Origin of the sequence: Kitasatospora sp. NBC_01266, from assembly GCF_036242395.1 — a bacterium.
In the GTDB taxonomy this organism is placed as follows: Bacteria; Actinomycetota; Actinomycetes; order Streptomycetales; family Streptomycetaceae; genus Kitasatospora.
In genome coordinates this window covers 1,306,211-1,331,772 of record NZ_CP108458.1, presented here as the reverse complement: position 1 = coordinate 1,331,772, position 25,562 = coordinate 1,306,211, and the positions used below count along the sequence as shown (strand labels likewise).

Below are 25,562 nucleotides of genomic sequence, written 5' to 3'. Positions count from 1 at the left end.
CCGTGGCCAGCCCGGATGCCGCTCCTGTGCGCACCTCCGTGTTCAAGACGGGTCGCCGAGGTCGTCGTCCAAGGTGCTCCAGAGCTTGCGGACGAAGGTGGGGCTGCGGTGGGCCCAGCGGGCCGTTTCGCGTTGGCTCAGGCCGTTGAGTCGGCCTTGGAGGATCCGTGATCGCGCCTCCTCGGCGTCGGCCGGCGGGTCGGTCTCGGGGGTGCGCACCTCGGGGACCAGGTGCGCACCCCTGGTGTCCGGACTGGTGGCTGCTGCGCGCACCGGGTGGGCACCGCGGTGGAGGGCGACCAGCTGGAGTTGCCAGGCGGGGCCGGCTTCGCCGAGGACGAGGAGGAGGGCGGGGGCGATCAAGTGGACGACGACGCCGACTGGATCGTGCTGGAGAGCGGCGTCTCCGATGTTCACGAAGACGGAGAAGGTACCGGTCAGCAAGCGGAAAGCGGCAGGCCAGCGCCCGCTGCTGACGCCGTAGCGCGCTAGGGTCGCGTCGGCTTGGAGGGACATGACGAAGGCGACGTCGATGCTAGTGGCGAGGATCCAGCCGGACCAGTGCCAGGGGGAGTGCGCACCGATGAACTGAGTGCCCGTCATGGCAGAAAAGGTGCATACGGCGATGATGAGGATCCAGGTGCCGGCGGTGAGCACGAGCCCGGTGCGGCGGATCTCGGCAGGCGTCGGAGGCGAGATCGGGTGCGTGTCGCTCACGGTCGTGCTGCTCCTGGTGGTGTTCGGTTCGGTGGGTGTGCGCGCCTCGGCTGTGGGTGCGCGCGTACCCACCCAGTTGGCGGTGTTCACCTGGTGGCTGGGTGCGCACCTCGGTGTGCGCTGCTCAGGGGGCTGGTCGGGTGGCGCCGAGGTAGTGGTCGTGGTGGCGGTATGGCTCGGTGCGGACGAGGGTTCCGGTGTGGGCGGCGTCGATCATCTGTCCGGTGCCGACGTAGAGGCCGACGTGGGTGATGTCGTTGGTGGAGGTGCCGTAGAAGACGAGGTCGCCGGGAAGGAGCGGGGCGGTGTCGGGGACCTTGGGGGTGGCGTCGTACTGGTCCTGGGCGACACGGGGGAGCGGGATGCCGGCTGCGGCGTAGGCGGCTTGGGTGAGTCCGGAGCAGTCGTAGCCGTGGCCGGGGTCGCCGGTGCCGCCCCACTCGTAGGGGGTGCCTTCCTTGGAGCGGGCGAAGGCGATGGCGGTTGCGGTGGCCTGGTTGGGTGCTGGGACCGGGGCGGTCTGCCGATCGGCGTCGAGGGCGTACTGGCGGGCCTGGGCGAGGACCTGGGCGACGTACCAGTCGGCGTGGTTGTAGGCGTAGATCGCGGCGTGCAGGTCGTGGCCGTCGCGGGCTCCGTTGTCGCACAGGAGGCGGGCGGCGGCGTAGACGGCGTCGGTCGGGTCCCAGGGGGTGGGCGGGTTGGCGCCGCCGGGCGGGACGGGTAGCGCGTACTGCTGGAAGGTGTCGGGGAGAAACTGCATGGGGCCAACGGCTCCGGCGCTGGAAACCTGGTTGGTGTCGAGGCCGTGGTGGGTCTCGATCTCGCCGATGGCGGCGAGCACCGTCCACGGCAGGCCAGGGCAGGTGGGAGCCGCCTGCTGATACAGCGCCAGCATCCGGGGTGGGATGTCCGATCGGGCGACGGAGCTGGGTTCGCCGGGTCCGGAGAAGAAGTCGAAGAGGCCGCCACTGATGGTCGACACTACGGCGGTGGCCGCCGCGATGAAGAGCAGAGCGGCGGCGAGGCAACCCACCCCGGCCGCGGCGCCGGATCGTGCCGCCGCGGACTCCACCAGCCCCGCTCAGACGTGCGAGCGGGCGGGGTGACCGGGGGCGAGCGGGTTCGGCGCTGGAACGACGGCTCGCATGACACCCGTTGTGGGCGGGGCCGTCACGGGGCGCCGGTCAGCGGTCCAGCCGTCGGGGAGGTCGGCAAGCGACTGCCGTCGCCCGCCGATACCGAGCGGCAGCCAGACGGCTTCAGCGGGGGAAAGTGGCTGGTCGCGGGTGTGAGTGGCGACGGCCAGGTGGTCGAGGGCCCGGTGTGCGGCCAGGCGCTGGTGGAGGTTCACTTCGCGGCGCTGGCTGTGCAGGCTGAACAGGACCAGCGGGCGACTGCGGGTGGCGAGGGCGAGTTCGGCGTAGTCGTCGAGCTTGGCGGCCAGCCGGGTCAGCGACTCGGTGCCGGTGTCGTGTTCGAGGAAGAACGCGATGCTCCCGGTCCAGTTGGTGGTGGTCGCGTACGCGTCGGGCTGGGCGAGGTCACCCCACTGGTCACGGCACCGCAGCTCGGACCACCAGGTGCTCAAGTACGCGGCAGGGGTGGAGCCGTGAGCGAGGGCGGTGAAGAAGGTGGCGACGCCGAGGTCGTGGTTGAGGGTGGGGGAGAAGGCGATCCGGGTGGCGGTGTCGGGGTGCCAGCCGAGGGCGGCGGGGGTGGTGGCGAGCCGAGCGGCGAGCAGGTTCGCACCGGTACGGCCGAGGGCGAAGTGGGTGGGGGCGGAGCCGAGCGGGAGCTGCGGCCGGAAGGTGGTGAGAAGGTCGAGCTCGGCGAGGGCGGCCAGGCGGCGGTTGGCGGAGCGACGGGAGGTGTAGGCGAGGTCGGCGACGTGAGTGGACGTCAGGACGCGGTGTTCGAGCAGCATGTCCAGCAGCCACAGGTCACGCTCGGTCAGCCGGGAGGCGAGGCTGTGTAGCGGCGGATGGCGACGCGTGCTGGTGGAGGTGGTGCGGATGCGGGATTCGGTAGTCGTGGTGAGGCGCATGGGTGGGCTCACTTTCCGGTGGAGGGGCCGTAGGTGGAGCGGGATGAGCGGCGTACTTCGCCGGCGCGTCCCGGGACGGGCGCGGGCAGGGGTGTCGTGCGCAGGGTGAAGGCGGGGGCGTCGGCAGAGTGGGTGACCAGGCGGGCAGCGGCCTGGTAGGCGCCGAGGTGCGCGAGGTCGTGGGCGGTGAGGTTGGGGCGCATGTGGCGTTCGAGGTCGCGGGCGTCATCGGGGGAAGCATTGAAGACGATCTTGGAGCGAGCGTTGGCGGAGATGCCTTCTCGCAGGTCGCGGGGGAGCTGGGCGAGGTTCTGGTGGGCGAGGACGAGCCCGAGCCGGTAGCCGCGGGCTTCGGCGAGGATGTCCTCCAGCGGGTAGGGGAGGCTGAGGAAGTTGTGGGCCTCGTCCAGGTACATCGCGGCGTCTCGCCGCGTGCTCTCGCGCCGGCCCGCACGTTGGGCGGCGGCCTGCCAGGTCTTGGCGACGACGAAGGAGCCGAGCAGTCGGGCGGTGTCCTCGCCGAGTACGCCTTTGGGAAGGCGGACCAGGGCGAGGCCGCCGTCGAGGACCGCTCCGAGGTCGATGGTGGAGGGTCCGCCGGCGACAGTGTGCTGGACGAACGGGCGCAGCAGGAACGCGCGGAGCTTGTTCATCAGCGGGGCGGTGACGGCTGCTCGGGCGGGCTCGGAGAGCTGCTCATACCAGGCCCAGAAGCCGCGCAGGACCTTGTCGTTGACACCGCGGGTGATCCGGCGGCGGTACAGCGGGTCGGTGAGCAGGGGCGGCAGGTTGGCGAGTGTGACCGTGTCCCGCGTGGTGGTGGAGGTCATGAGGGTGAGGCAGGCGGCGCGCATGACGTCGTCGGTGCGCGGGCCCCAGTAGGCGGCGAAGATCCGGCGGAAGATTCCGGCGAGGTTGTCGACCACGATGTCGGGGTCCGGACCTTCGAGCACGTTGAGGCGGGGCGGCAGGGCGTGGTCGTCCGGGTCGATGAGCACGGTCCGTCCGAGGGCGGACTCGGGTAGGCGAGTGAGGAGTTCGTTGATGAGGTCGCCTTTGGGGTCGATCACGACGGCGCCTCGTCCGGCGCGGGCGTCGTCGAGGATCATGGTCGCCATCAGGGTGGACTTGCCGGATCCGGTGGCTCCGACGATGTGCAGGTGGTGGCGGGCGTCGCTCACTGCGAGGCCGACGGGCCGGGTGGGGCCGCTGTCGGCGGTTCCGAGGGGTTTGGCGGACGGTCCGGGGCGCGCGATGGCGGGAGCGGGAGGGACGGAGCGGGCACCGGCGCGCTGGACACCTGGGGCGGCGGGGTCGGTGGGCAGGTGCGCGAGCGCCGCGAGCTCGGGGACGGACAAGAGGTCACCCCGGTGGGGAAAGTGACGTGTGGTGAGGCTTTCTGCGGGATGCCGCAGCCGGTGGCGGGCGTACCAGTTCCGCCCGGAGTACACGGCGAAAGCGGAGGCGACGGCGTGTGCCCGGCTCCGGCCGCGCACTCGGGCTGCCGAGAGCGCCGACTCGTCACTTCCCAAGGTAGGAACCGTGACGCAGTAGCGGGTGACGGTCTCCCACTGTGGTCCGGCGGCCTTGAGGAGGGCGGCGCGAAGCTCGGCGTTCTGCTCGGGATCCCGGCTGGTCAGCGTGGCGCGAGAGGGCTGATGGGTGAGGAGGTCGAAGAGCCGGCCGGTTCTCGCGGGCCCGCCACTCCCGTCACCCATGGTGCGGAGCCGGTACTTGGCCCGGCGGACGCGGGCACCGGTGGCCGGGCGGACGAGCACGCTGACCGTGACCTCCTCACCGGCTCCCAGACTGAGCCCCGCGCCGAGCAGGGCGCGTAGCGGATCGGCGCCGTGCTCGGTCCTCAGCGGGAGGATCTCGGGCCGCGCCAAGCGCAACGTGCCGCCGGTGACGAAGGGTTGTTCCTTGCCGAGTTCGATCCGGGCTTCCGGGCGTTCGAGTGTGGTGTGGGCGCCGGGCCAGGCCGACTCCACCGCCCGCCGCAGCAGGGAGGCCGGGATCACGCCGGGCGTCCAGAGGCGGATGGTCAGACCGTTGGAGGTGAAGCGGTACTCGAACGCGATGTGCGGCTGGCCGCCGGCCAGGCGTTGCCACCAGGGCTTCAGCAGGCCGATGAGGTGCCCCCACAGGACCTCGGCCGCTCGCGGCTCGACGGTGGGCGGGGCGAGGATTACCAAAGTGGTGCCGTCGGCGGTGAGACGGCGTTGCCGGGAGCGGTGAACCCACCAGCGCATGCTCCACCGCAGCGTCGCGGCCGCGATGAGCACAGCGCCGAGGGGCGGCCAGTCCCGCACGAGGAGGGCCCCGAGCTGGCCCCACCGCTCGCCGGGGTCGAGGATGAACGGTGCGGCGCTCACCGTGCCTCCTCGACCGCCGCACCGGTCTCGCCCGGGTTGGTGGTGACCAGTTGGTGCTCGGCAGGGGAGGCGACGCTGCTGAACGCGGCCCGCTGGCCGGGCCCGGCGCATAGCAGGGCCTGGCCCTGTGGCGCGGAGAGGAGGTATGCGGCTTCGCCGGCGGACAGGCGGAAGGCGTCGGTCACCGCGTCGATGGCCTGCGGCGCCTGGCGTAGCAGGATCTGGGTGGCGGCGTTAGCGACGACTGCCTTGCCCAGGTCGGTGGCGAGGAGGTCGGCGCTGTCCTGGGTGATCACGGACAGCCCGGCCCAGTACTTGCGGGAGCCCTTGGCCATGCGGTTCAGGAAGCGGGCACCCTGCTCCTCGCGCATCAGCAGCCACGCCTCGTCGACGATGACCAGTCGGGGTCGACGCTCGCGCGGATTGGTGACGGTGCGCCAGGCGGCGTCGAGTGTAAGCATGGTGGCGGTGGCCTTCAGCTCATCCGGCACCTCGCGCAGCGAGTAGACCGTCAGGTGACTGTTCGTCAGGTGCATTGTCGGCCCCTCGAAGAGCCGGCGGTGGCTGCCCGAGGTGAAGGGTGCGAGCCGGTCCGCCAGGTGGTGCGCGGTGGGATCGGCGGCCTCGGAGAGTGCATTGGCGAGATCGGCCAGCAGAGGAGCCGGTCGGGTGTGGGTGCGCGGATCGGAGGTGATTCCGGCTTCGCGGTAGGCGGTGAGGATGGCTGTGTCCAGGAGAGCTTTGCCGGCACTGTCGATGGCGCCACCGAGCAGGACGGCCAGGAAGCTGTGCAGGAACAGAGCTCGGCGGGTGAGCCGATCGGGGCTGCTCTCGTCCTCCTGGGTGAGGTCGAGAGGGTTGATCCGAACGCCCTCGGTGCCCAGCCGGACGGTGGTTCCGCCCACTGCCTGTGCGAGGCGGACGTATTCGTCCTCCGGGTCGATCACGAAGATCCGCACGCCGCGGTAGAGCAGCCGCAGGGCTTCGAGCTTGGCGAGATAGGACTTCCCGGCCCCGGAGCGGGCCAGCGTGACCGAGTTGTGGTTGTCCTGCGCGAAGCGGTCCCACAGCACCAGCCCGGACGCCGAGGTGTTCAAGCCGAGCAGCACCGATCCCACGGCCGACGGCGATCCGGAATCGGCGGCGGGAAGATCGGGCGAGGCGAAAGGGAAGCAGGCGGCGAGCGCCGCCGTGTCGAAGGTCCGCTTCGCGCCGAGCTGGTCGACGCCCAGCGGCAGGCAGCTGGTCCAGCCCTGCAAGGCGCGCCAGGTTGCGACCTCGCAGCGCAGCAGCATCGACTCGGCGATCGCGCGCACCGCCGAGATCTCCTCTGCCAACTGCACGCGGTTGGTGGAGTAGACGGTGAGGTAGAGACCGACGCGGAACAGCTTCCCCTCACCTCGTGCGACGCGCCAGGCCAGCTCGGCGGCATCCTGCGCGGCGGCCTCCGTCTCCGGATCCTCCAACTGCCCGCGCCCCGCACCCGCGCGACGGCTCGCCTCCAGTCGGGCACGCTGCTTGCGCAGCCGGTCGGCCGCGAGCGCGGCGGGCACTGGGTCGATGTGGAGACTGACGTCCAGCCGACCCGGGTAGCTCAGCAGCGGCTCCAGCCAGCCCGCGCCGACCTCGGCCGGGTACCCGGTGACGAGGAGCGTGGTGGCGAGCAGATCACCGACCGCCAGCACCCGCGCCTCGACCTGGAGGCTGTCCGGCCCCAGCCCCACCACTGCGCAGGTCGCCTGATGGGCCTTCACAGGGCACCTCCGTCGCTGATGAGAGTGACCGGCGAGTTCGGCAGCGCCGGGTCGGGATGTACTGGGGTGTCCGGTGCGGTCGCTGCAGCCACCTGCGCGAACGCCTCCGCTCCGGACAGGGGCCGCAGCGGAACTTCAGCCGCCGCGAGCAGCCCGACCGCTTCTTCGGCCCGGCGCTGCGCCCTCATCCCGGCCGCGCGATCGCATCCGGGCTCGCGGTGGACCACCAGCACCTGACGGGAGAGCAGCTCCTGTTCAGCGGCCAGTTCGGCGAGGAAGTCGGCGTGCTCCCGGCATGCCTCCTCCAGCAGCGGGTGCGGGAGCGAGCCGGCGGCCTGTTCCAACTCGGCGATCGCGGGTCCGATCTCCAGACGCTGGGAGCGCACCAGGATCTGCACCGGCCCGGTCAAGGCGTTCAGCCACCGCGCGAACCCGGCGATCAGCGCCTGCTGCTCACCCGCGGTCCGCAAGCCGAAGTTGACGGTCCCGGCCCGGCTGAGCACGACGCGGCCGGCACCGGCGGCGTCGATTACTCCGTCCGGCCCGACATCCGCGATCGGCAGCCGCAGCTCGGCCGGGGGCGTCGCCGGCTGCTCCCGTTGCGCGGCGGCCTGCCAGGGAAACGGGCCGTCACAGGAGTCGGCGGCCGGCACCAGGCGTCGCGGGGAGCGGGAGTGGCGCCACGCGGCGAGCAGCCAGCGGTCGAGAGTGAGGCCTTCACGGCGGGTGAGGACGGCAATGGTGCCCGCCGTGCCGATGGGGACGGCGGCTGCCAGGTAGAACAGTGGGGGAACGAACTGCTTTGTCGCCTGGTAGCCGAGCCACAGCGCGGCCATGAGCACACCGAGCTGAATGCTCTGACGTGCTGTCAGCGGGCCGAGGATTGTGTCGTCCCGCTCTACCTCGGCGGGGATCTTGACGAGCGAGGGCCAGCCGTCGTCCTCGCGGGAGTACTGGTTCACGGTTGTTCAACTCCTTCCGCGACGGGAGTTCGGTGGTCCGTCGTCGAGGGGCGGGCGCAAGGGCGCCGGGCGGGGGATCGGGGGTGGGAGATTGACCCGCGCCGGCCGCAGGTTGGCAGCGGCGGTCGGCCGCACGGCGGGCGGTGGTGAGCTGGTGGGGCCGGGTTTGGGCGGCGGAGAACCGGGGCCGCCGGTGCCTGGCTGCGGGCCAGTGGGTCCGGGGCGGTTGCCGGGTGGGGTCACTCCTGCGGGCGGAAGCGAAGGGCTGGGCGGCGGGAGCGTCTGCTTGCGGGGAGCATTCCGGCGAGGTCGACCCCACTGGTAGGACGGTGTGGGCGCGGCACTCGGGCCGGGGCCGGCCGTGGTCGGTGAAGGGCCGCCGCGGCGAGGGCCGCCGGGTCCGGCACCAGGACGGCCTCCGCCTGGGCCGCCTGGACGGCCGGGTCTTCCCGGGCCGGGGCCGCCTCTGCGGGGAGGCCCCCAGCGGTAGCGAGGAGTGCCACCGCCCGCGCCGCGCCCAGGCGTCGCGGCTCGTCCGACCTTCCAAGCCGCTCGGGCTCGGCCCCCGAGCGCGGCGCCGAAGGCGTACGGTCCGAACGGCGACCCGAGGGCGGCGCCGATCGCGATCTTGCGCAGGATCCGCATCCCGGGCACTCGCGGCCCGGTGTTGCCGGTGATGTTCCGGGCGGGGGTGGTGACGATACGTCGGATCCAGGACGGGATCTTGATGAGTAGGTAGAGGGTGCAGCAGATCAGCATCAGGTTGACCAGCGGCGTGGACTTGGTGATCGGTACGAGCCCGTAGTTGCCCGGGTCCAGCAGGGCTTTGACGCAGACCAGCAGCGCGAGTGCCTGGACGATCTGGGTGCCCAGGCACCCGAGGTAGGCGCGCCACCACAGGCGGGCGATGCCGTCGCTGGCCGGGTGGCCGTGGCAGGCGAGCATCAGCGCGGACCCGACGGTGAGTAGCACGATTCCTGCGGTGCGCATGAGCGCGGTCACCAGCAGCGTTCCGGCGAGCGTGAGTGCGACGAGTTGGATCACCAGCATGTACGGCGCCCCGGTGTTGGTGACTTGGGCGAGGATCAGTCCGATCAGGGTGCCGGCCACGTCGTCGGCGCTGACGCCGTTGCCGAAGATCGCTACCGTGAGGGCGTTCGCCAGCGTCAGCATGGTGGAGCACAGCGTCAGTGACAGGTTGGAGGCGGCGATACCCAGTACCAGCCGGGGCAGGAGTTCCTGCGCGCTCCATCGCTGCTGGACGCTGCCGTGGGTCATCACGGTCAGCCCGGTGGCCAGGACGAAGAGCCCGTAGCCGGTCATTGCGATGACCCGCATCGCCTCCCACAACTCCCGCACCCGGCCCGAAAACGCCGGATCGAGGGTGATCAGCAGCGCGCGCACCACGCCGTTGATCACCGGCTCGACCATGGGCCGGATCAGGTCGCCCAGCCAGCCGGTGATCGCTTCACGGATCTGCCCCGGGATGTCCCAGAACGACGCCGAGTCCCCGCCGCCGTCTCCTGACCCACTGTCAGCGGGAGCGGATGGAGCCGGTCCCGGCGAAGGGGCCGGAGTCGGCGTCGGACGGGGCTGCTCACTGACCGGTGGGGACGGCATCAGGCCGGGCGTCGGAGCCTGCGTGCTCGGTGCCGGCCCGGGGTCGGCGTGGGCGGGCTGCTGCGAGCAGAGTGCGCCGATGGCGAGGAGCACCAGCGCGACCCGCACCAGCCGCCTGTAATGCCGCTGACACGGTGTCACTTGCTGCCGACCAGGCCCTTGAGCACGTCCAGGATCACCGGGGCGAGGATCGCGAGCATGTAGCCGAGTCCGGCGGACTTTACCGCGTTCTTCGCCTTCATCACCTCGCCCGGGTCACCCCCGGCCAGCAGGTAGCGCAGCCCGCCGACGGTCAGGAACGTGGTGGCCACTGTGGCGACGATCCCGGTGATCCACAACGTGATGTTCCCGAAGACCTGGTCGAGCGTCGGTGGACCGGCCACCACGGCCGTCCCCGCGAACGCGTCACCCGCGGCCGAGAGGGTCAGGAACAGCGCGCTGGAGACGACCATCAGTTCGGACCACGGCGGCCGACGAGACTTCAGCAAACGTGCACATCGCATGGGAAACCCCCAAGGAACACGAGGACGGAGCCGAGCCGGGCAGCACCCGGCCGACGGGGGAGAAGGGAGTGCGGATGGTCGGGCGCTCGGCGGGGGCTCCATCGGGCCGTCACCTCCCCTCGCGGGTCGGGTGGCAGGCAGCGGGTGTCAACGTCCGCGGCGGATGCCCCTGTGATGCCGGGCGCCGGCCCCACTTCCGTGGGGCCGCACTCCCTTCTCAATCAGTCAAAACACTGTGAGCAGGGCTTTCTAACGCTCGCTCATCAGATTGACCGTCGTCGCGCAGTCCAGCCGCCCGTCCCGCAGTGCGGCGACAAGCTTCACCTCGGCCCGCCGACGCCGCATCCCCAGCGACTCCGGCGTGCACCCGGCCCGCTCGGCCAGCACCCGCACCGGCACCCCGTCCAGCCGGGTCACCGCGATCAGGTCAGCCGCCCGCTGCGACAACACGCCCTCGGAGACCGCCTGCGCCAACACCGTCTCCGGGTTCAGCACCACGCCCGCCGGCCAGTCCCCGTCCCGCAGGCCGCTCGTGCGCCGCCCGACCTCACGCTCCCGGTCACGAAACGAGCGGGCCGCCCGATCGGCGGCCCAGCACAGGCTGGACGGGATCCGCCCCGGCTCCGCCATCGACTCGGCCCGCTCCCGCACCGTCACCAGCGCGTCCCAGAACCCGGCCAGCATCACCTGCTGCACCTCCACCGCCTGCTGCGGCACCTCCCGCCGCATCCGGGCGGCGATCCGGTACAGCCCCGGCAGCGCCATCGCGCACGTCGCGACCCGCCAATCCTCACCCGCCTGCCCACCGGCCCGCGTCAGCCGCAGTAGCCGCACCCAGATCGCCCCGCGCACCGCGTACCCGACCGTCGGGTGCAGCAGCAGCGCCCGCAGCGACGCCATGTCCAACCAGGCGTCCGGCAGCGCCGGGTCCAGGTCCCCGACGTACAGCGTCAACGGCACGCGCCGGTCGACCAGCCGGCGCATCTCCTGCTCCACGAGCTGGAGCGGCTCCACCGGCTTGCCCGAAGTCGTACGGATGTCCACGGCTGTGCTCCTTCGATCCGAGGTCATCGGCGTTGATCGCCGAGTGGGATCGAGTGCGCCAAGGGCCCCGGAGCCGCCCCGGAGACGATCTCGGGACGGGGCGGAGCAGGTACAGAGCCGGCCTGCGGGCTGCATGGAGGCGGGATGGAGTCGGCCCACCTCCATCCCGCCTCCATCAAGCGGCTGAGCAGCGTAAACGCCCACCTCCGAGGCACGGCGACCGAGCGGCGCCGCGGCCGCGGAAACTCGTCGAAAAAGTTCCTCAGGACCCCTTGCCAGCAGCAGGGGCTGACGGCTTGTTGTCGGAGGAACCCGGCATGATCAGCGCATGACCTCGTGGAACGCCGAACTGTCCGCCATCGCCCACCAGCACCTGCCGGCGGACATCGCCGACAAGTGGACCGCCCTGCTGCGGCCCTGCGCCCGCCTTGCCCTTGGAGCCGGCGGAGGGCAGGCGGCTGCCAGGCTCGGCGGCGTCCCCGCGTTGCCCCACGACACCGACTGGCCGGTCTGGGAAGGACACGGACCGCTGTCCTTCGTGGCCTCGGTGGACTGCGCGGCACTGCCGACCGGTGAGCTGGACATACCGCTCCCGGCGGACGGCACGCTGCTGTTCTTCTACTTCGACGGCCAGCTGGACGACGGCGACGCGCTGGTCATCGTCGACGACCGGGACAGCTGGGACGGAGCCCGCGTCATCTACGTCCCCGCCGGGACCGAGACCGTCGACCACCCGACCCCGGAAGGCCTGACGCCCTATCCGCAGGTCAGCCTCACCGCGCAGCTGACCGCCTCCGACCTCGACCCGTGGCACCCCGTTACCCAGCGCACCTTCGGCGGACCGGGCTGGGACCCGCGCGACCACCCCATCAGTGACGAAGCCTTCGGGAAGGCCGTCGGCAAGACCTGGGACGGACCGTGCCACCGCATCGGCGGCCACCCGATGTCCGTCCAGAACCCCGTCGAGTACGAGGTCGCGCACGCCCTCCTCGGCGGCAGCACCTCCTGGCACTCGCCGGAGCTGGCCGAGGAGGCCGAGCGCTGGCTGCTGCTCGCGCAGATCGACAGCGACAGCGACGCCGACATGATGTGGGGCGACGTCGGCTCGCTGTACTGGCTCATCCGCCGAAAGGACCTGGCCGAGAAGCGGTTCGACCAGGCGGTCTTCACCTGGCAATGCGGCTGACCCCACGAGTGCGGTGAAGCCCCGCAGAGCCGGCGATCTGCTGCGTGAGTCGGCGCTGGCAGGGGATCGCGGTGAAGCGGGTCCGTTGGGAGGCCCGCGCGGACCCGGATGAGGCTCGGTTCGTTCTCGGGTGTGCGCTGATCGCGTGGCGGGGGCTCAGAAGCGCGGCGGCCACCAGCCGACCAGGACGTCGTCCACATCCGCCGCTCTGGCGGGAGGCGTGGCCCGCAGGCCGGCGATGGCTGGGTCTTGAACGGTCAGCTTCATCGTGGCGCCGGTTGCGAGCCGACGGACCAGGTCCGGCCACGTCGTGTCGGTCATGATCGCGGACGGCGGCACCCGCACCTCGAACGTCAACGGCTCGGTGGACGAGACGAGTAGCGGCGCACCAGGCTCCGGAGCGGTGACCTCGGCGCCGAAGGCCGCTGCGAGCAGCCCTTCCGGTCCGGTGACCTCCACCATGGGGCCCCGCGGTCCAAGCGGGGGCGTCAGCCGTACGGGCGCTGCCGTCGCGCTGCCCAGAGCGACGGACGCCTTGATGACGAGGTCCCCGCTCGACGACCCGGTGATGCCCAGCACGGCGAGCTGGGGACCCTCGGACACCAGCAGGCCTTCGGGCATCGGCGGCCGTACCTCGATCTCGTGTGCCAACGCCCAGCTGGGGGGCGCCCCGGTAAGGTTCCGTTCCTCCCACTCCTCGTTCGCCTCTTCATAAAGCGGCTCCAGGTACTCCCAGGGGTCCAGGCCCTGCTCACGCATCACGCGCTCGGCACGCCAGTGGATGAACCGCGAATGCGGCGCGCCGAAAACCATCCGCTGATCGAAGTCGATGCCTGCGGCCTCGACCAGCCACTTCACCAGGAGGCCGGTCATGCTCAGGTTGAACTCGGCGAAGGGACGGTGGCGCTGCCACACGACTACCGGCCACTGCTCGGGGTCAGGCCCCGTGGTGCGCCAATAGACGGCACCCGTCAGGTCTCCGTTGATGTCCACCATGCGCAGCCCGCATACCAAGGCGCCGGGCTCCGGCCACAGCGGATAGTCGGACTTCGTGTGTTCGAGCCAGGCGGTCTTCGCGGGCATCGGTGTCATCTGGCCCACGGACGGGATCCCTGACTCGTGTTCGGCACTGGTCGGCGGGAGAACCATCAGGCACTCGTCGATGGTGCCGACCCCGTACACGGCGATGAGGTCGCGGAAGTCGGTCGGCATCCGACAACCGAGATCCTGCTCGACCGCCCGCCAGTCGACCCGGTCTCCGCCCTCCGGCCCGGGCGGCATGAGCGCCATCAGGCGCTCCACGTCAGGGTGCACAGTCGTCGCCTTCCACAGCCGCGTGAGCAGGAGCCGCCCTACCCTACGCTCACCTCACGAACCTGCTGGCGCCCCACACCGAGATCAACGACTCCGACTGCCTCTACACGATGCTGTGGATCCGCCTCGACGACGACTGGGGTAACCACCACCAAGCGCGTATCGAACAAGCCCGACAGGTCTGGCCCGCTGAGGCTGGATAGATGCGTCCACGGGGCGTCAGCGGCTCGCTGCTATCGAGCGGCTGGCCTGTGCCAGCCAGCTCCGATACCAGAGGGCGAACGTCACGGGCTCTTGCCCAGGCCCGAGGAGCGGCTCAAGGTCACGCTCGTCCGCCCGGTCGTCGGACCAGATGCGACCGCGTTCGGGACCGCTGACGATCAGCCACTGCCGGTAGGCGCAGCCCAAATGGCACAGGGCGATGGCGCCGACGGTCCGCTCGGGATTCCACATCAGCGCCTCCCACCTCGCATCCCATTCGCCCATCGCCTCGTCGAAGTCTTCCTCCTCGTCGAAGTCCTCCTCCTGGGGACACTCCTCCTGGAGAGCGTCGAGCTCGGCGGAATCGGGACCCTGGACCGGGAAGGGCTCGGACAGGCGGGCCAAATCCGCCAGATCCGCCCCGTCGCCCTCCCACCGCCACCGCCCGTCCACGCGGCGTACCGGAAAGACCCCGTAGCCCGGGCCGGCACCGCCGGAACCGACCTGGGTCAAGAACTCCCGGTAGTCCTCGGGAAGTCGAACACCCAGCTGACCCTCCAGCTCGTCCAGCTCGCCTGCGGTGAGCGGATCCTCCAGCAGGAACTTGTGACCGTGGAACCCGAAGACTGAGCTCGCACCCGGCGCCTTCGTCAGTGCCTGTATCTGCTCGCGGACTCCCGCCCAAGATTCATAACTCATGCCCGCAGCGTACGAGCCAGGCCCGACACACACAGAGACGAGCCCAGCCCCAGTTCGGAGTAATAGTCAATACCTGTGGATGGCTTGGTCACGGCGGCGGGTTGGCTCCCTGGATGACTTGCCAACTGGAGCCCGGGGTAGCTGACGTCAGGAGTTGGATTCCTGTGCCTCGGAGGGTCACGAGCGCGGTGTGGACGGGGTCGAGTTCCTCGACGTATTGGTGGTAAGCGAGGATCTGCGTCAGCTCCAAGTCGAGGGCTTCTACCGAGTCGCGGATGCGGTCGAACCGGGCGCCGCGACGAACCGGCCCGAGCATGCAGCGCACTGTGGCGGTGGCCTCGGCCGGGTTCACGATGGCGACCTGACCGATCGCCAGTTCCACCTCAACGGCCTGGCTGCCTGGGGTGAAGCACTGGGGCATGCCGCCACCTCGGCGCGCTCGACCAGGAGGCCGTTCCCGAAGCGGGCGCCGGAACGGACCAGGGCGACAAGGCGGGCGCCCATGATCGCGCGCCAGCGTTCCTGGGCGGATTCGACGAGCGTGAACACCATTGCCAGGGCCGCAGCGGGGTTGCCGGCGCCGGGGGTGGCCTTGGTCCGCAGCTTGACGGTGGAGAACGTGGACCCGTGGTTCACGAGGCGGTCCTCCAGCGGGGAGCGTCGAAGTCGGGCTGATCGGGGCTGGTGAAATGGAACAGCACTGCGAACCGCTCGGCCAGGGCACGACCGACCGTCTCTGCTTCCTGAGCCTCGGGCCACGGCGGAACCGTGCCGTTGAACAGTCTCATGTCACTGCCGTGCCGGATCGTGGCGAGCCGGTGCTCGGTAGCCGGGTCGTCCGTGAGCGCCATCAAGTCCACGCACCAACCATCGGTGTCACCGTCCCACAGTGCCTCGATGGCGACCGGCCGGCCGGGCAGGGCCTCCACCTTCTCCGCCAGCGTCACCAGGTCCAGCGGAGGGGTCGGATAGCGCTCGAACCGTTGGCCCAGCTCCTGGTAGCGCGCTGCCACGACGTCGAGTGTGTCGTACAGGCCCGGCCTGGACTCGACTGGGAACGTCTCGCGGATGCGGGCGACTGCCGCTATCCGGTGGTCCTGCTGAATCAGGCTGTCCACGGTGGAGCGCTCGGCGGCCGACAGCGCGGCCCAGATCGGGGAGTCCATGTCCGTATTCAAGCCGTCCCGACCTTGCGCTCCCGATCCGGGTCGCTCTTGCCGGGAACGAACCCTGCCCATGCCGTGCTTGGTGCCGGTAGAGTGCGCGGGTGATCATTCCCCTTGTCCACCCGCGACCGGCCCTCAGGGCGACTACGAGCCATCCGGGCCGCTGACATGGCGCCCTTCGTGTACCGCATCACTCCGTACGACCCTGCTGACATCGACGCGGCGGCCGGCGCAGGTAGTACCTCCATCGCGTATGACTCCCAGGAACGCGTCGCTGCTGCCTGTGTGGCAGCCGTGGCGGGGTTCGCGCTCGATGCCGCCGTCGAGCAGGTGACGATCGACAACCCCATGGCCGAGGGCTTCTTCTCCTTCTCCGTCCACGCGGGAAGCGGAGGGCACGGGCTGAGCGGACTCTTCCCCTATGACGGCGTCGGCTTCCACGACGGCGCGCGCGTCCAACTCGCCACCGGTCTCGGGTTGTTGCGGGCGATGGTGCTGCGCGAGGGTGCCTGGTGCCGGCTGCGGGCGAACAACGGCTTCTTCGTCCACGTCGGCGACCGGGACGACATATACGTCGGCGGCGCCCGGGACTTCGAGAACGCCGTGTTCCGCACCCGCGTTCTTGGGCTGCACGTCGACCGGCTCGCGAGCTCACCCTACGATCCGGCTCTCGACGAGACGGACGCCTCGCAGGCCGCCGGCGAGGAGTTCTGGTCTGAGGTCGGCGCACTGGTCGCGGACCGCGGTGGGGTCCTGCTGGAGGAACGTCCGACCGGCAACGCCTACCGCTGGCACCGCCTGACGACCGCTCACGAGGTCGAGGCTGTGCGTCAGCGTCTGACCCCACGGGCGCGGCTGGCGGTTTGGCCGGACCTCACCGACGACGTTGACGTGATCCGCGCCGCCGTCGTGCGCGGGGAGCGCCTCCAACTGCTTGTGCGGCAGCATCCCGGTGGGGGATTCCACGCGGCGCGGGTCGCAGAACCGGGCATGGGCCGGGCAGACGTGCCGAATCCCCAGATTTCGGCCGGCCCGGGCCACCGCGCTGCATTGGTTCCGCTGGAACCAGCTGATCGCCGCCCCCTTCTCGCTGCGGTTTTGCCCGACGGGGACGGTGTCCTGCGGGCGCGCTGGCGCACCAATCGGAGTCAGGCGGACGAGCGCCGGACGTTCCTGGGCTCCTTGCGGATTGGAGACGCGGTTTCCGGGGTCGTCGCGACGGGACTCAACGACATCGGGGTGTATGTGCACCTCGATGACGACCTGGGCCGTTTCCTCGGCTTCCTGCGTGTTCCCGAGATGTCCTGGACCCGCTTTGACTCGGTGGACGACATCGCCCCGATCGGTCGGGAAATCCGCGCCGAGATCATCAGTGTCGACTTCGCACGGGAACAGGTGAGCCTGTCCATGAAGGCGCTGCAGCCCGATCCCTGGCGGCTCTATGCCGATACCCACAACGTCGGCGACTCGGTCTCGGGGACGGTGACCAAGCTGGTGCCGTTCGGCGCGTTTGTCCAGGTGGAGGAGGGCGTCGAGGGCCTCGTCCACCTCACCGAGTTGGTCGATCACGACGTCGAGGCCCCGCAGGAGGTGCTCGCCGTCGGCGACCAGGTTCGTGCTGCCGTCCTCGACGTGGACCGCGAGCGTCGCCGCATCAGCCTTTCTCTCAAACGCGCCCGGCCGGAATGAGGACACGGGGGCTGTATTCAACGCGGCCCATCATCGTTCGACGGCCTGGACAGCTTCGAGGTACTCCGCCCAGCTGTTCCGGCGGTCGACGCGGAGCCCTTCGAGGGAGTCAGCGGGCCCTGCAGTGGGACACTGACGGGGTGACTCCGACCAGAGAGCGCCTCGTGGCCGCGCTCACCGAACTGTCGAGCCTCCTTTGGAGCTACGACGTTCAGCACTGGGCGGCCTGGATTGAGCATGACCGTGAGCTCATCGACGGCGGTGACGATGAGGGAATCCGCCACTTCCTCAGTGCTTTCGGCGGTATGGGCAGCCTCAACGACCTGATCATCCACCCAGCCAACGGGCACCCGGTTTCAGCCGACCAGGTCGACGCGGTGAACGACCAGTTCCAGCGCCTGAAGAGCGAGGCCTACGGGCTCGCGGGCGTACTGCGGTAGATCAAGCCGAGCCGCACAGGGCTGCGGCCCAGTCTTCGAGGGCGCGGAAGTCCTCAGAGGTCAGGCCGATATGCGGATCGACCCGGTGCAGCAGCGCCAGTCCCTCGTGGTGGGCGGCCACCCAGTGGTGATCCGCGCTGGTGATCTCGTCGTCCACCCAGGCGAACGCTCGACCGGCCGCCCAGGAGACGATCTCCGGGGTCTTCCAGAACACCTTCCCGCCCGGCGTGGGGCGTGGCGTCGACCCGGCGATGAACGGCAGTTCGGGTAGGCCGATCAACGGTGCGATGAAGGTATTGGCCTCGTCCTCCCACGTTGTGGCCCACACCAACTCGAACGGAAGCGCTGCCAGCTCAGCCCCGTGGCCCGGGTTCAGCCACACCGGCAACGGCGTCGGATGCTTCCCCGGCCGCCCCCAGGCCTCCAAGCGCGCGAGCTCGGCAGCCTCCCAGCTCGGCGGCATAAGCCGGTGCGTCTCGAAGCCGGCCGGGCGCCGGTTCGGCATCCCACCGAACGGGTTGAGCGGACCATCGACGTCGAGCAGCAGCAACGGCCGTTGACACCGAACCGACTCACCATCCATACGCATGCCCGGCACCGTACCGCCGTCACCACGAACCTCACCCGGAATTTCCGCCTGGAAGCGATCTATTCGTGCGGACCGTCGTTCTCGCCCAGCCGCCGTGCCCCGGAGCACACTCCTGACCCGGGGCTACTGAGCTGGATATGACATCCTGCGGCAGTGCTATTGAGTGATCACGCGAGCGCCGTCGAACTCTTCCCCCTGCGCTACCAGTTCCCCACCACCGGGGGAGACCCGTACGACGACAACTGGCTGGTCATCGGCGGGAAGGTGACGACTCCCCAGGGCGCCTGGTCGTTCGCCGATCCATGCCTGCTGACCGGCGAAGCCCGCGAGGTGACCGCCTGGCTGTGTGCGGTGGCGGCGGGGACAGTGGCCGTGACCGGTCGGGACGCCGAGGGCGAGTTGGCCCCGGATACCTGGTTCGTCGAGCCGGTCCTGGCCTTCAGCGTCGCCGATCGGAGCGAGGGCGGGGCGGTGATTCGCATCCACCTGTCCTTGGAGGCTGCACCCCCGTGGCAGCAGGGCGACGAGAGAACGGGCATCTACCAGTACGCCGTGGAGGTTCGGGTGGATACGGAAGCCCTGCTTCACGCCGCCGACCAGTGGGATCTTGCTCTCGCGTCCTTCCCGGCCCGCTGACAAGCATCGTTCTTCAGCTGACATCACGAAATCGCTGCTGCAGCCGTTCACGGCCGGCCGGAGTTTCGTGAGTACGCCGATACGTGGCGGCACGGCGGTCACCGAAAACTGACGGGCCGAAGGCTTCTTCCATGGACATACTGAGGGCGGTTGTCCCGCCAGCGAAGGAGATGCGTCTGTGGAGGACCCAGGGTTCACCGTGCTGGTGACGGAGCCCGGAAACGGCGGACAGAAGGCCCTGCAAGCCATCGGGGCGGTCACCGGACTGAGCCTGTGGCGCAGCAAGCTCCTCCTGGGCAGCGCTCCTGCGGCGGTTCTGGAGGACGTCCCGCTCGACATGGCGGCCGTCGCGGCCCAGCAGCTGCAGGAAGCCGGCGTGCCTGCAACGATCCGCTGTACCTGGTGCGCCAGGACAGTGCCCCGCGACGGGGCGCTGCTCGAGCCAGGCCCCTGCGCATCCCGCGCCTGGCCGACTGCCCACTGCCGGGCGAACTCTCTCACCAGTTGTGACTGCGGATTCTGCAGTGCCTACGGGTCTCCGAGCCTCACCCTCTGACGCCGCGTCGGGCGCACCTACGCATCCGAAGCGGAACGATCCGGCCTGGATGCCTCTCGCCCGGGAGGGCCGACTGGCGGTGCGGGACCCGGCGTTTTTGGTGGTGGGGGTGCCCCTATGGGCTTGGTCAACGGCGTGCGCCAGGATGACGACATGACGACCTGGTTCCGCACCTACTACGAGGATGAAGATCTGTGGCTGTACGTCGAGGCTGACGACGAGGGCTGGGCAGCGCGTCAGGTTGAGGTCCGGGGCGAGGACTCACGGCCAGTGGTGGCAGCTTCTCTGGTGGAGGTGCTGCACCTGCGTGATCATGCCGATGTCGCGGCGATGGGCCGCTATGAACGGCAGTACGGCGTTCTCGCCGAGGGCCTGATGGACGGCTGGCAGGACCAGCCCCATGCGGCCGAGATCTCTGCGGAGGAGTTCGAGCAGCTATGGGCTGCGGCAAGGCGGGCTCTCGGCGATTGAGACTGATCCGACGGGCCGGGGTTCGTAAGAGGTGCCGTCCCGGAGTATGGCGAACAGGACGTCGACCCGGCGTCTGGCCAGGCAGAGAAGGGCCTGGGTTTGCCGTTTGCCCTGGCTGATCTTCTTGTCATAGTAGGTGCCCCGAGTCCTTCCTGTTCGTGATCCATCGAGCCGTTGTCCAGAAGCCTCATCAACTCACCTGTGCAGCCGTGCTGCAGGGGCTTCACGAGCGCGCGCGGAAGCAGGCGGGCGGCAATTCACGGTCTGCATGCAGAGGATAATGTGGACCGATGTCTGGAGGCGTTAGAAACCTGAGGGGATCGCGGTTTCCCTGGTTGTCAACGTCCTGCGGCGACCATCGGGTCGACGCCCATGAGCGAGCCCACCACTGCCAGTAACACCATCTACCGCTCCAGCTCCCGCCCCCACTCGACGAGCAGGCCAGTCCCGCTCTCGGTGTGGCTGACCGAGCCCCTCGCCGGCTGCTGCCCGGTCTGCGAGAGCCCGATCGGCGCCGCCTGTGCCAACCGCCTGCCCATCGGCCTGGCGCGGCGGATCGTCGAGGCGTTCACGGCCCCCGGCGACCTCGTCTACGTCCCCGAGGCCGGCAACGCCTCCTGCCTGATCGCCGCCGTCCGGGCTGGTCGCAAGGTGCTCGGCTACGCCCGCACCCGGCACGACGCGGACCTCGCCTACAGCACTCTCCACGACCAGGCCGCCCAGGTCGCCTCCCTCGCGCTGCTGCGCCGCGGCCACCCCGACACCCACTCCACCAGCGCCGACCACCACGACGGCAGCGCGCGGCTCGCGATCGCCGCCCCGCACGCCTTCACCACCCACGCCCAGCTCGCGGCGCTGACCGACGCTTGCGCCCAGGCGCTCGCGCCCGACGGTGTCCTGGTGATGACCTCCCGTCAGAGCACGGGCCAGGACAGCGCCGGCTACCTGGTCGCGCACGCCCGCGCCAGCGGCCTGGTGTACCTGCAGCACATCGTCGCCGCCGAGGCCACCGCCTCCGACGGGCACCTGATCCCCGCGACCCCGGCGCGGGTCCGGCACCGCCAGGACTGCGTATGCCACCACACCCAGCCGGTGCCCGGACGCCACAACGTGATCCACAACGACCTGTTCGCCTTCATCAAGCCGTGAACCCTCCCCACCCGACCCCCAGCCCCCGAGTGAGGAGCGCTCCATGACCGTTCACCGCCAGCCCGCCCCCGCTGCTCAGCCCTCGCCGCGCCGAGCCCCCGGAACCATCCCCGCCCCGGTGACCCTCGCCTCGCTGCCCACCTCGGTGTGGGTCACCGCGCAGAAGGACGCCCGCAACCAGCGCCGCGACCGCTACACCCCGGCCTCCGCCGCCCACCCGGCCAAGATGCTCCCCGCCATCGCCGCCCACGCCATCACTACCTACACCGACCCGGGCCAGCTCATCCTGGACCCGATGTGCGGCATCGGCACCACCCTCGTGGAGGCTGTCCACCTCGGTCGCGACGCGGTCGGCGTGGAGCTTGAGGGCCGCTGGACGGCTGTCGCCCGCGCCAACCTTCACCTCGCCCGCACCCAGGGTGCCACCGGCCGAGCGAGCGTCCGGACCGGTGACGGGCGCCACGCCCACAGCCTCCTCGACGCCGAACACCGCGGTCAGGTCCGGCTCCTGCTCACCTCCCCGCCCTACGGCGCCTCCGTCCATGGCCGCGTGAACGCCACCCGGGACACCGGCCGAAGCGGTGTCGCCAAGTTCGACGCCAGCTACGGCACCAACCCGGCCAACCTCGCCCTCGCCCCCACCGACGACCTCGTCGACGCCTTCACCACGATCCTCGCCAACTGCCTGCCCCTGCTGGCTTCAGGCGCGCACGTGGCGGTCACCGCCCGCCCCTGGCGCCACCACGGCGAACTCGTCGACCTGCCCGCCGCGATCATCGCCGCCGGACAGGCCGCCGGCCTCACCCCGGTCGAGCGGTGCGTGGCCCTGCTCGCAGGCGTGCGCGACGGCGAACTGGCCGCCCGGCCCTCCTTCTTCCAGCTCAAGAACGTCCGCACCGCCCGCGCCGCCGGAGTCCCCATGCACTTGATCGTGCACGAGGACGTGCTGGTCCTGCGGGCCCCACTCACGGGTTCTGTGCGCAAGTCGATGACGGGCGACCAGGTCGGTTCGGTCGCCCGGGCGGAGGCTACGACTCCGTGATCCCGAACATCGTCTGCGGGCCGGGAGCCCTCGGCCCGCAGGCCCTCACCCGGACCGGGTCCGGCTTGCGGATCGGCAGCCTGTGCACCGGGACTGCCGCCCTCGACCTGGCGGTTGAAGCCGTCCTGCCTGCCCGCCTGGCCTGGTGCGCCGACAACGACCCCGCTGCCCGCCTGCTCCTAGCCCACCGCTTCCCGCACGTCCCCAACCTCGGCGACCTCACCGCCGTCGACTGGTACACCGTCGAGCCCGTGGAGATCCTCACGGCCGGGTTCCCATGTCAGGACATCTCGTACGCCGGGCGCGGCGCCGGACTCATGGAAGGCACCCGCAGTGGACTCTGGCACACCATCGCCCACGCCGTTCGCGTACTGGCACCCCGGTACGTCTTCGTGGAGAACGTCACCGCCCTCCGCCGGCGCGGACTCGACACCGTCGCCGCCGACCTGGCCGTCAGCGGGTACGACCTCGCATGGCGCTGCCTACGAGCAAGCGACGTCGGAGCCCCACACCGCCGCGACCGCCTCTTCCTCCTCGGGCTGCTTCGCGATGCGCCTGCTGGTAACCCCCACCGTCTCCGACTCCACCGGGCCGGGACGCAACCGGCCCACCGGACGGGGCTTCAACCTGCGCACCCAAATCGCTCTCACCATTCTCCCGACCGAAGAGCCCGATGCCCCGATCCCGGTAGCCGTCCCGGATATTGGCAGTGCGCCACCAGTGTTGCTGCCGACCCCGCTGGCTGGCGACGGTGCCAAGGGAAGCCCACGTCAGCGCGGTTCCAAGGGCGACCTCACTCTGCCATCCGCCATCGCCGCCATTGCTCCGAGGAACTCGGCTCCTCCGAGTCCCTGACGTCCATTCACACCCGGTGGGGCGATTACGAGGCCGCGATCCGTCGCTGGGAGCGGATCCTCAACCGTCCAGCTCCACAGCCCACCTGTCCGGGGCGGACCGGGACACCGGTCCTGTCACCGGACTTCGTGGAGTGGATGATAGGTCTTTCTATCGGGATATTTCCGCACACTGGCGATTTGAGCTGCACCTTTGTACGTCTGGCCGTGCGCGACACATGTCGCACATGAGCCACACGCGACAGAGTTGATGCTCAGCGATGGAGGGAACGAGGAAGTCAACCGCCGACGACTCCTTCCGCCGTCTTGGAACGCGTAGCTCAGGATCGGGGTTCTCTCGGCTACCGCGTCCGACCTGGCTAGATTCGCCTCCCAGGTGAGTGTCCCGGCCGCCGCCCTCGACTACTTGCTTCGGTAGTTCGGTGCGGTTGCAGCAGGCAGAGGCCGTCGTAGCGTCGCGTTCCTCGGTCCAACTATCCGCCGCGCTTGAATGTGACTTCGATGGAGACCTCAACACCGGCCTCTGCGATGAAAGCCACTTTACCGCTGGCGCTAAGGCCAAGGTGAACCGTGATCTCGTTGACTGAGAAGCCCCCATTGTGCTGAGCTGTCGCCCTCGTGTCTTTCTGTCGCGCCTTTTCCTGGGCGTCAACAAGGGCAAACACCTGCGTACAGATTCTGTTGTAGCTATCCTCATCTAGCTTGACATCCTTGATGGAAGTTCGAGGTCCGCGCTGCAATTCGACAGTTTCCCTGGAAGATCCACGAAACTCGGTTGTCGGCGCGGAGTGCGGGCCCGAGAGCATAATCGGCACGGTCCCCACCTGAGGCTCTTGGTTGCTCATGAGTAGAACTCCATCTCCATAACTTCTTGCAGATTCTCTGCGGATAGTCCAAACCCGCCAATGGGGTACTTGACCCCCCGAATTGAAGCTTGGTATCGCCCCAGATAGATGCCTACGATATCCCCAGGATTTGAGGAAACCAGTGCGCCGGAGTCACCGCCAACACCGTAGTCGCCCATCGCAAAGCGGACTGGGAAGTGGGCGGAGCCCATTTGGCCAAATGTACTAGCGACATCCCAGATATCAGAAGTGACCGTTCCCCCTGCAAGCTGCGGAAAGCTGACTTTCGTTCCGGGAACAGCTGGCCTGACCGTCAGTTGACTTTTCACGCTGCACGGATTCGTGGTGTCTACGACTGCCGCATCAATGCACAGCGACGCCTGGTCAATGATTTTCCCGGAGGCGCCATCAGAAAAGTCTACTGAACCACTGGCATCTCGTACGACGTGCCCCGCTGTTAGCCAACCCTCGCAAGGCTGGGGATCGCTGACGCGGGAGCGTGCCCAGCAGGTGATAGAACCCTGAAATGGCGACGTCACGGAAACATGATCCTCGAAAGTGACAGAGCGGCGGACCATAAGAAATCCGATCTCATCCACCCACAGCACGTCTTGAAATGGAGGGCGAAGCCGTTCAGGCACGTCATCGGACGTGTAGAGAATTACGCCAAAAGCACCTGGAAGATAGCCATCAATACTCGGATTCAGGAAGCCAACACCAGCATACTGGAATCCGGGTGGGAGGTATGCGGCGCGCCATTCCGAGGAGTCCATTTGGTGATTAAATTCCTCGCAGACCCGCAGGGTCCAATATGCCGAAGGAGTAAGTTCCTCCGGCAGGACCTCCCGCATCTGGTTGAAGCGCGCGATATTTCCCTCGCTGCGCCACCCGGGAGATTCGGGAAGTGGCAGCAATCGTAGCCACTCAGGATCGATTGGGGTCATAGCCAGCCTCTCTCGTCGGCGAACCACTCCTCTCGATCGTATGCAGAATAATTGACGGCTGTCACCTGCCACTCGGCTATCGGAGTGGTTTGCGTTCCCGGCCTGGCACTCCTACCGAGCGGCTAGGGCTGACGTGACTGGCTTCACCGCAGCCGGAGCCTACTTCCTCCGTATGGCGTCAACCAGTAGCTCCTGCTCCGAGCACATGAGGGACGGATCAGATGATTCCGGATGCACTTCGGTTTCGGTCGGCCATGAGGCGGCGGTATGCCTCCCGGATGGCTCCGAGTTCCTCATCGCGTTCTTCGAGGGTGCGTTGCAGGTCGAGGTTGTCCTGGCGGAGCTCTTCGAGCTGCTGCTCCATGGCCGCGGTGGCCGGCGGCGCGCCCAGGCCGCTGCGCTGGAGGGTTTGCTCGCCCAGGAGCTCGGAAAGTCGATCTTCGAGGACGTGGATGTGCTGCTGGAGGCGGCGGTTGCGCTCGGTGAGGTTGGCGTTGTCCGCGCGGAGCGATGCCGCGCTGGTGGTCGCGGACCGCGCGCGAGGGGCGGGCATGGCCTGCTGGGCGGCGAGGACGGCGGAGTGGAGGTCCTGGTGCCGGTGCAGGAAGGAGCGGTGGACGCCCGCGCGGGCGGCGACGGAGGAGATGCTGATCTGTCCTGGATCATCGGCGAGTTCGGCGAGTGCCTGCTGGACGCGGGTGCGGCGCCGGTCGGTGTCCGCGCGGCGGGCCGCCGCGAGCGGATGGGGATCGGTCATTG

The 25,562-nt window shown here is 69.5% G+C and carries 26 protein-coding genes and 1 pseudogene; 9 read left to right on the top strand and 18 right to left on the bottom strand.

The window, feature by feature from the left end:
* Positions 1 to 42: 42 nt before the first annotated feature.
* The 9 genes from OG403_RS06005 to OG403_RS05965 form a co-directional block, all read right to left on the bottom strand.
* Positions 43 to 717, bottom strand: a complete 675-nt coding sequence (locus tag OG403_RS06005) for a hypothetical protein (RefSeq protein ID WP_329562034.1) — start codon at positions 715 to 717, stop codon at positions 43 to 45.
* A 124-nt stretch (positions 718 to 841) separates the two neighbouring features.
* The gene (locus OG403_RS06000; RefSeq protein WP_329562032.1) at positions 842 to 1,792 is read right to left on the bottom strand and encodes a C40 family peptidase; all 951 of its coding nucleotides are present in this window, start codon (positions 1,790 to 1,792) and stop codon (positions 842 to 844) included.
* A gap of 9 nt (positions 1,793 to 1,801) precedes the next feature.
* Positions 1,802 to 2,764 (bottom strand): replication-relaxation family protein, encoded by a 963-nt coding sequence (locus OG403_RS05995; protein ID WP_329562030.1) that lies wholly within the window; start codon positions 2,762 to 2,764, stop codon positions 1,802 to 1,804.
* 8 nt (positions 2,765 to 2,772) lie between these two features.
* Complete coding sequence (locus tag OG403_RS05990; RefSeq protein ID WP_329562029.1) at positions 2,773 to 5,139, bottom strand: type IV secretory system conjugative DNA transfer family protein; 2,367 nt, start codon at positions 5,137 to 5,139, stop codon at positions 2,773 to 2,775.
* The gene (locus OG403_RS05985) at positions 5,136 to 6,893 is read right to left on the bottom strand and encodes a VirB4 family type IV secretion system protein (protein ID WP_329562027.1); all 1,758 of its coding nucleotides are present in this window, start codon (positions 6,891 to 6,893) and stop codon (positions 5,136 to 5,138) included. The genes OG403_RS05990 and OG403_RS05985 overlap by 4 nt, the downstream gene beginning before the upstream one ends.
* Entirely contained in the window at positions 6,890 to 7,855 is a 966-nt protein-coding gene (locus OG403_RS05980) for a PrgI family protein (protein WP_329562026.1), read from the bottom strand. The genes OG403_RS05985 and OG403_RS05980 overlap by 4 nt, the downstream gene beginning before the upstream one ends.
* Before the next feature lie 6 nt (positions 7,856 to 7,861).
* Positions 7,862 to 9,286 (bottom strand): hypothetical protein, encoded by a 1,425-nt coding sequence (locus OG403_RS05975; protein WP_329562025.1) that lies wholly within the window; start codon positions 9,284 to 9,286, stop codon positions 7,862 to 7,864.
* 326 nt (positions 9,287 to 9,612) lie between these two features.
* Positions 9,613 to 9,927: a pilin gene (locus tag OG403_RS05970; protein WP_329562023.1), complete on the bottom strand. Its 315-nt coding sequence runs from the start codon at positions 9,925 to 9,927 to the stop codon at positions 9,613 to 9,615.
* A 300-nt stretch (positions 9,928 to 10,227) separates the two neighbouring features.
* The gene (locus OG403_RS05965) at positions 10,228 to 11,022 is read right to left on the bottom strand and encodes a hypothetical protein (protein ID WP_329562022.1); all 795 of its coding nucleotides are present in this window, start codon (positions 11,020 to 11,022) and stop codon (positions 10,228 to 10,230) included.
* A gap of 328 nt (positions 11,023 to 11,350) precedes the next feature.
* On the opposite strand from OG403_RS05965, the gene OG403_RS05960 reads away from it, so the two are divergent.
* Complete coding sequence (locus OG403_RS05960; RefSeq protein ID WP_329562021.1) at positions 11,351 to 12,208, top strand: YwqG family protein; 858 nt, start codon at positions 11,351 to 11,353, stop codon at positions 12,206 to 12,208.
* A 156-nt stretch (positions 12,209 to 12,364) separates the two neighbouring features.
* On the opposite strand, the gene OG403_RS05955 is transcribed toward OG403_RS05960, so the two are convergent.
* From OG403_RS05955 to OG403_RS05935, 5 genes and pseudogenes are all read right to left on the bottom strand, one after another.
* Positions 12,365 to 13,498, bottom strand: coding sequence for a hypothetical protein (locus OG403_RS05955; protein WP_329562019.1), 1,134 nt, complete (start codon positions 13,496 to 13,498; stop codon positions 12,365 to 12,367).
* A 243-nt stretch (positions 13,499 to 13,741) separates the two neighbouring features.
* Positions 13,742 to 14,422 carry an SMI1/KNR4 family protein gene (locus OG403_RS05950; protein WP_329562018.1) on the bottom strand — a complete coding sequence of 227 codons (681 nt, stop codon included), beginning with the start codon at positions 14,420 to 14,422 and terminating at the stop codon, positions 13,742 to 13,744.
* Positions 14,423 to 14,510: 88 nt separating this feature from the next.
* Entirely contained in the window at positions 14,511 to 14,804 is a 294-nt protein-coding gene (locus tag OG403_RS05945) for a hypothetical protein (RefSeq protein WP_329562016.1), read from the bottom strand.
* Positions 14,771 to 15,046: pseudogene (locus tag OG403_RS05940) on the bottom strand (hypothetical protein); the annotation flags it as partial. The gene OG403_RS05945 and the pseudogene OG403_RS05940, both read right to left, overlap by 34 nt.
* Positions 15,047 to 15,054: 8 nt before the next feature.
* A complete protein-coding gene (locus OG403_RS05935; protein WP_329562012.1) occupies positions 15,055 to 15,588 on the bottom strand; it encodes a hypothetical protein in 534 nt (177 codons plus the stop codon).
* 180 nt (positions 15,589 to 15,768) lie between these two features.
* Here OG403_RS05935 and OG403_RS05930 point away from each other — a divergent pair, with 180 nt between their 5' ends.
* Together OG403_RS05930 and OG403_RS05925 are read left to right on the top strand one after the other, a co-directional pair.
* Positions 15,769 to 17,277 carry a S1 RNA-binding domain-containing protein gene (locus OG403_RS05930; protein WP_329562010.1) on the top strand — a complete coding sequence of 503 codons (1,509 nt, stop codon included), beginning with the start codon at positions 15,769 to 15,771 and terminating at the stop codon, positions 17,275 to 17,277.
* Positions 17,278 to 17,441: 164 nt separating this feature from the next.
* On the top strand, positions 17,442 to 17,717 hold the full coding sequence (locus tag OG403_RS05925; protein WP_329562008.1) for a DUF6966 domain-containing protein: 276 nt from the start codon (positions 17,442 to 17,444) through the stop codon (positions 17,715 to 17,717).
* A 1-nt stretch (position 17,718) separates the two neighbouring features.
* On the opposite strand, the gene OG403_RS05920 is transcribed toward OG403_RS05925, so the two are convergent.
* Positions 17,719 to 18,300: an HAD domain-containing protein gene (locus OG403_RS05920; RefSeq protein WP_442911048.1), complete on the bottom strand. Its 582-nt coding sequence runs from the start codon at positions 18,298 to 18,300 to the stop codon at positions 17,719 to 17,721.
* 159 nt (positions 18,301 to 18,459) lie between these two features.
* Between OG403_RS05920 and OG403_RS05915 the strand changes: the two genes are divergently transcribed.
* From OG403_RS05915 to OG403_RS36655, 6 genes are all read left to right on the top strand, one after another.
* On the top strand, positions 18,460 to 18,942 hold the full coding sequence (locus OG403_RS05915; RefSeq protein ID WP_329562005.1) for a WapI family immunity protein: 483 nt from the start codon (positions 18,460 to 18,462) through the stop codon (positions 18,940 to 18,942).
* 178 nt (positions 18,943 to 19,120) lie between these two features.
* Positions 19,121 to 19,498: a ribosomal protein L7/L12 gene (locus tag OG403_RS05910; RefSeq protein WP_329562004.1), complete on the top strand. Its 378-nt coding sequence runs from the start codon at positions 19,121 to 19,123 to the stop codon at positions 19,496 to 19,498.
* A 117-nt stretch (positions 19,499 to 19,615) separates the two neighbouring features.
* Positions 19,616 to 19,969: a hypothetical protein gene (locus OG403_RS05905; protein WP_329562003.1), complete on the top strand. Its 354-nt coding sequence runs from the start codon at positions 19,616 to 19,618 to the stop codon at positions 19,967 to 19,969.
* Between the two features lie 372 nt (positions 19,970 to 20,341).
* Positions 20,342 to 21,118, top strand: coding sequence for a hypothetical protein (locus OG403_RS05900; protein WP_329562002.1), 777 nt, complete (start codon positions 20,342 to 20,344; stop codon positions 21,116 to 21,118).
* Positions 21,119 to 21,161: 43 nt separating this feature from the next.
* Positions 21,162 to 22,160 carry a TRM11 family SAM-dependent methyltransferase gene (locus OG403_RS05895; RefSeq protein WP_329562001.1) on the top strand — a complete coding sequence of 333 codons (999 nt, stop codon included), beginning with the start codon at positions 21,162 to 21,164 and terminating at the stop codon, positions 22,158 to 22,160.
* The gene (locus tag OG403_RS36655; RefSeq protein WP_442910867.1) at positions 22,157 to 23,245 is read left to right on the top strand and encodes a DNA cytosine methyltransferase; all 1,089 of its coding nucleotides are present in this window, start codon (positions 22,157 to 22,159) and stop codon (positions 23,243 to 23,245) included. Before OG403_RS05895 ends, OG403_RS36655 begins: the two co-directional genes overlap by 4 nt.
* Before the next feature lie 242 nt (positions 23,246 to 23,487).
* On the opposite strand, the gene OG403_RS05890 is transcribed toward OG403_RS36655, so the two are convergent.
* The 3 genes from OG403_RS05890 to OG403_RS05880 form a co-directional block, all read right to left on the bottom strand.
* On the bottom strand, positions 23,488 to 23,859 hold the full coding sequence (locus OG403_RS05890) for a Pepco domain-containing protein (RefSeq protein WP_329562000.1): 372 nt from the start codon (positions 23,857 to 23,859) through the stop codon (positions 23,488 to 23,490).
* Positions 23,856 to 24,803: a hypothetical protein gene (locus OG403_RS05885; RefSeq protein ID WP_329561998.1), complete on the bottom strand. Its 948-nt coding sequence runs from the start codon at positions 24,801 to 24,803 to the stop codon at positions 23,856 to 23,858. The genes OG403_RS05890 and OG403_RS05885 overlap by 4 nt, the downstream gene beginning before the upstream one ends.
* 217 nt (positions 24,804 to 25,020) lie before the next feature.
* Entirely contained in the window at positions 25,021 to 25,560 is a 540-nt protein-coding gene (locus OG403_RS05880; protein WP_329561996.1) for a DUF6262 family protein, read from the bottom strand.
* Between the last annotated feature and the right edge of the window lie 2 nt (positions 25,561 to 25,562).

Bases quoted from the DNA above. Each gene is read 5' to 3' on its own strand.
- OG403_RS05995 (WP_329562030.1), bottom strand. From the start codon at position 2,764: ATGCGCCTCACCACGACTACCGAATCCCGCATCCGCACCACCTCCACC.
- OG403_RS05975 (WP_329562025.1), bottom strand. From the start codon at position 9,286: ATGGTCGAGCCGGTGATCAACGGCGTGGTGCGCGCGCTGCTGATCACC.
- OG403_RS05970 (WP_329562023.1), bottom strand. From the start codon at position 9,927: ATGGTCGTCTCCAGCGCGCTGTTCCTGACCCTCTCGGCCGCGGGTGAC.
- OG403_RS05960 (WP_329562021.1), top strand. From the start codon at position 11,351: ATGACCTCGTGGAACGCCGAACTGTCCGCCATCGCCCACCAGCACCTG.
- OG403_RS05955 (WP_329562019.1), bottom strand. From the start codon at position 13,498: ATGGCGCTCATGCCGCCCGGGCCGGAGGGCGGAGACCGGGTCGACTGG.
- OG403_RS05950 (WP_329562018.1), bottom strand. From the start codon at position 14,422: ATGAGTTATGAATCTTGGGCGGGAGTCCGCGAGCAGATACAGGCACTG.
- OG403_RS05935 (WP_329562012.1), bottom strand. From the start codon at position 15,588: ATGGACTCCCCGATCTGGGCCGCGCTGTCGGCCGCCGAGCGCTCCACC.
- OG403_RS05920 (WP_442911048.1), bottom strand. From the start codon at position 18,300: ATGGATGGTGAGTCGGTTCGGTGTCAACGGCCGTTGCTGCTGCTCGAC.
- OG403_RS05905 (WP_329562003.1), top strand. From the start codon at position 19,616: ATGGGCTTGGTCAACGGCGTGCGCCAGGATGACGACATGACGACCTGG.
- OG403_RS05900 (WP_329562002.1), top strand. From the start codon at position 20,342: ATGAGCGAGCCCACCACTGCCAGTAACACCATCTACCGCTCCAGCTCC.
- OG403_RS05895 (WP_329562001.1), top strand. From the start codon at position 21,162: ATGACCGTTCACCGCCAGCCCGCCCCCGCTGCTCAGCCCTCGCCGCGC.
- OG403_RS05890 (WP_329562000.1), bottom strand. From the start codon at position 23,859: ATGAGCAACCAAGAGCCTCAGGTGGGGACCGTGCCGATTATGCTCTCG.
- OG403_RS05885 (WP_329561998.1), bottom strand. From the start codon at position 24,803: ATGACCCCAATCGATCCTGAGTGGCTACGATTGCTGCCACTTCCCGAA.
- OG403_RS05880 (WP_329561996.1), bottom strand. From the start codon at position 25,560: ATGACCGATCCCCATCCGCTCGCGGCGGCCCGCCGCGCGGACACCGAC.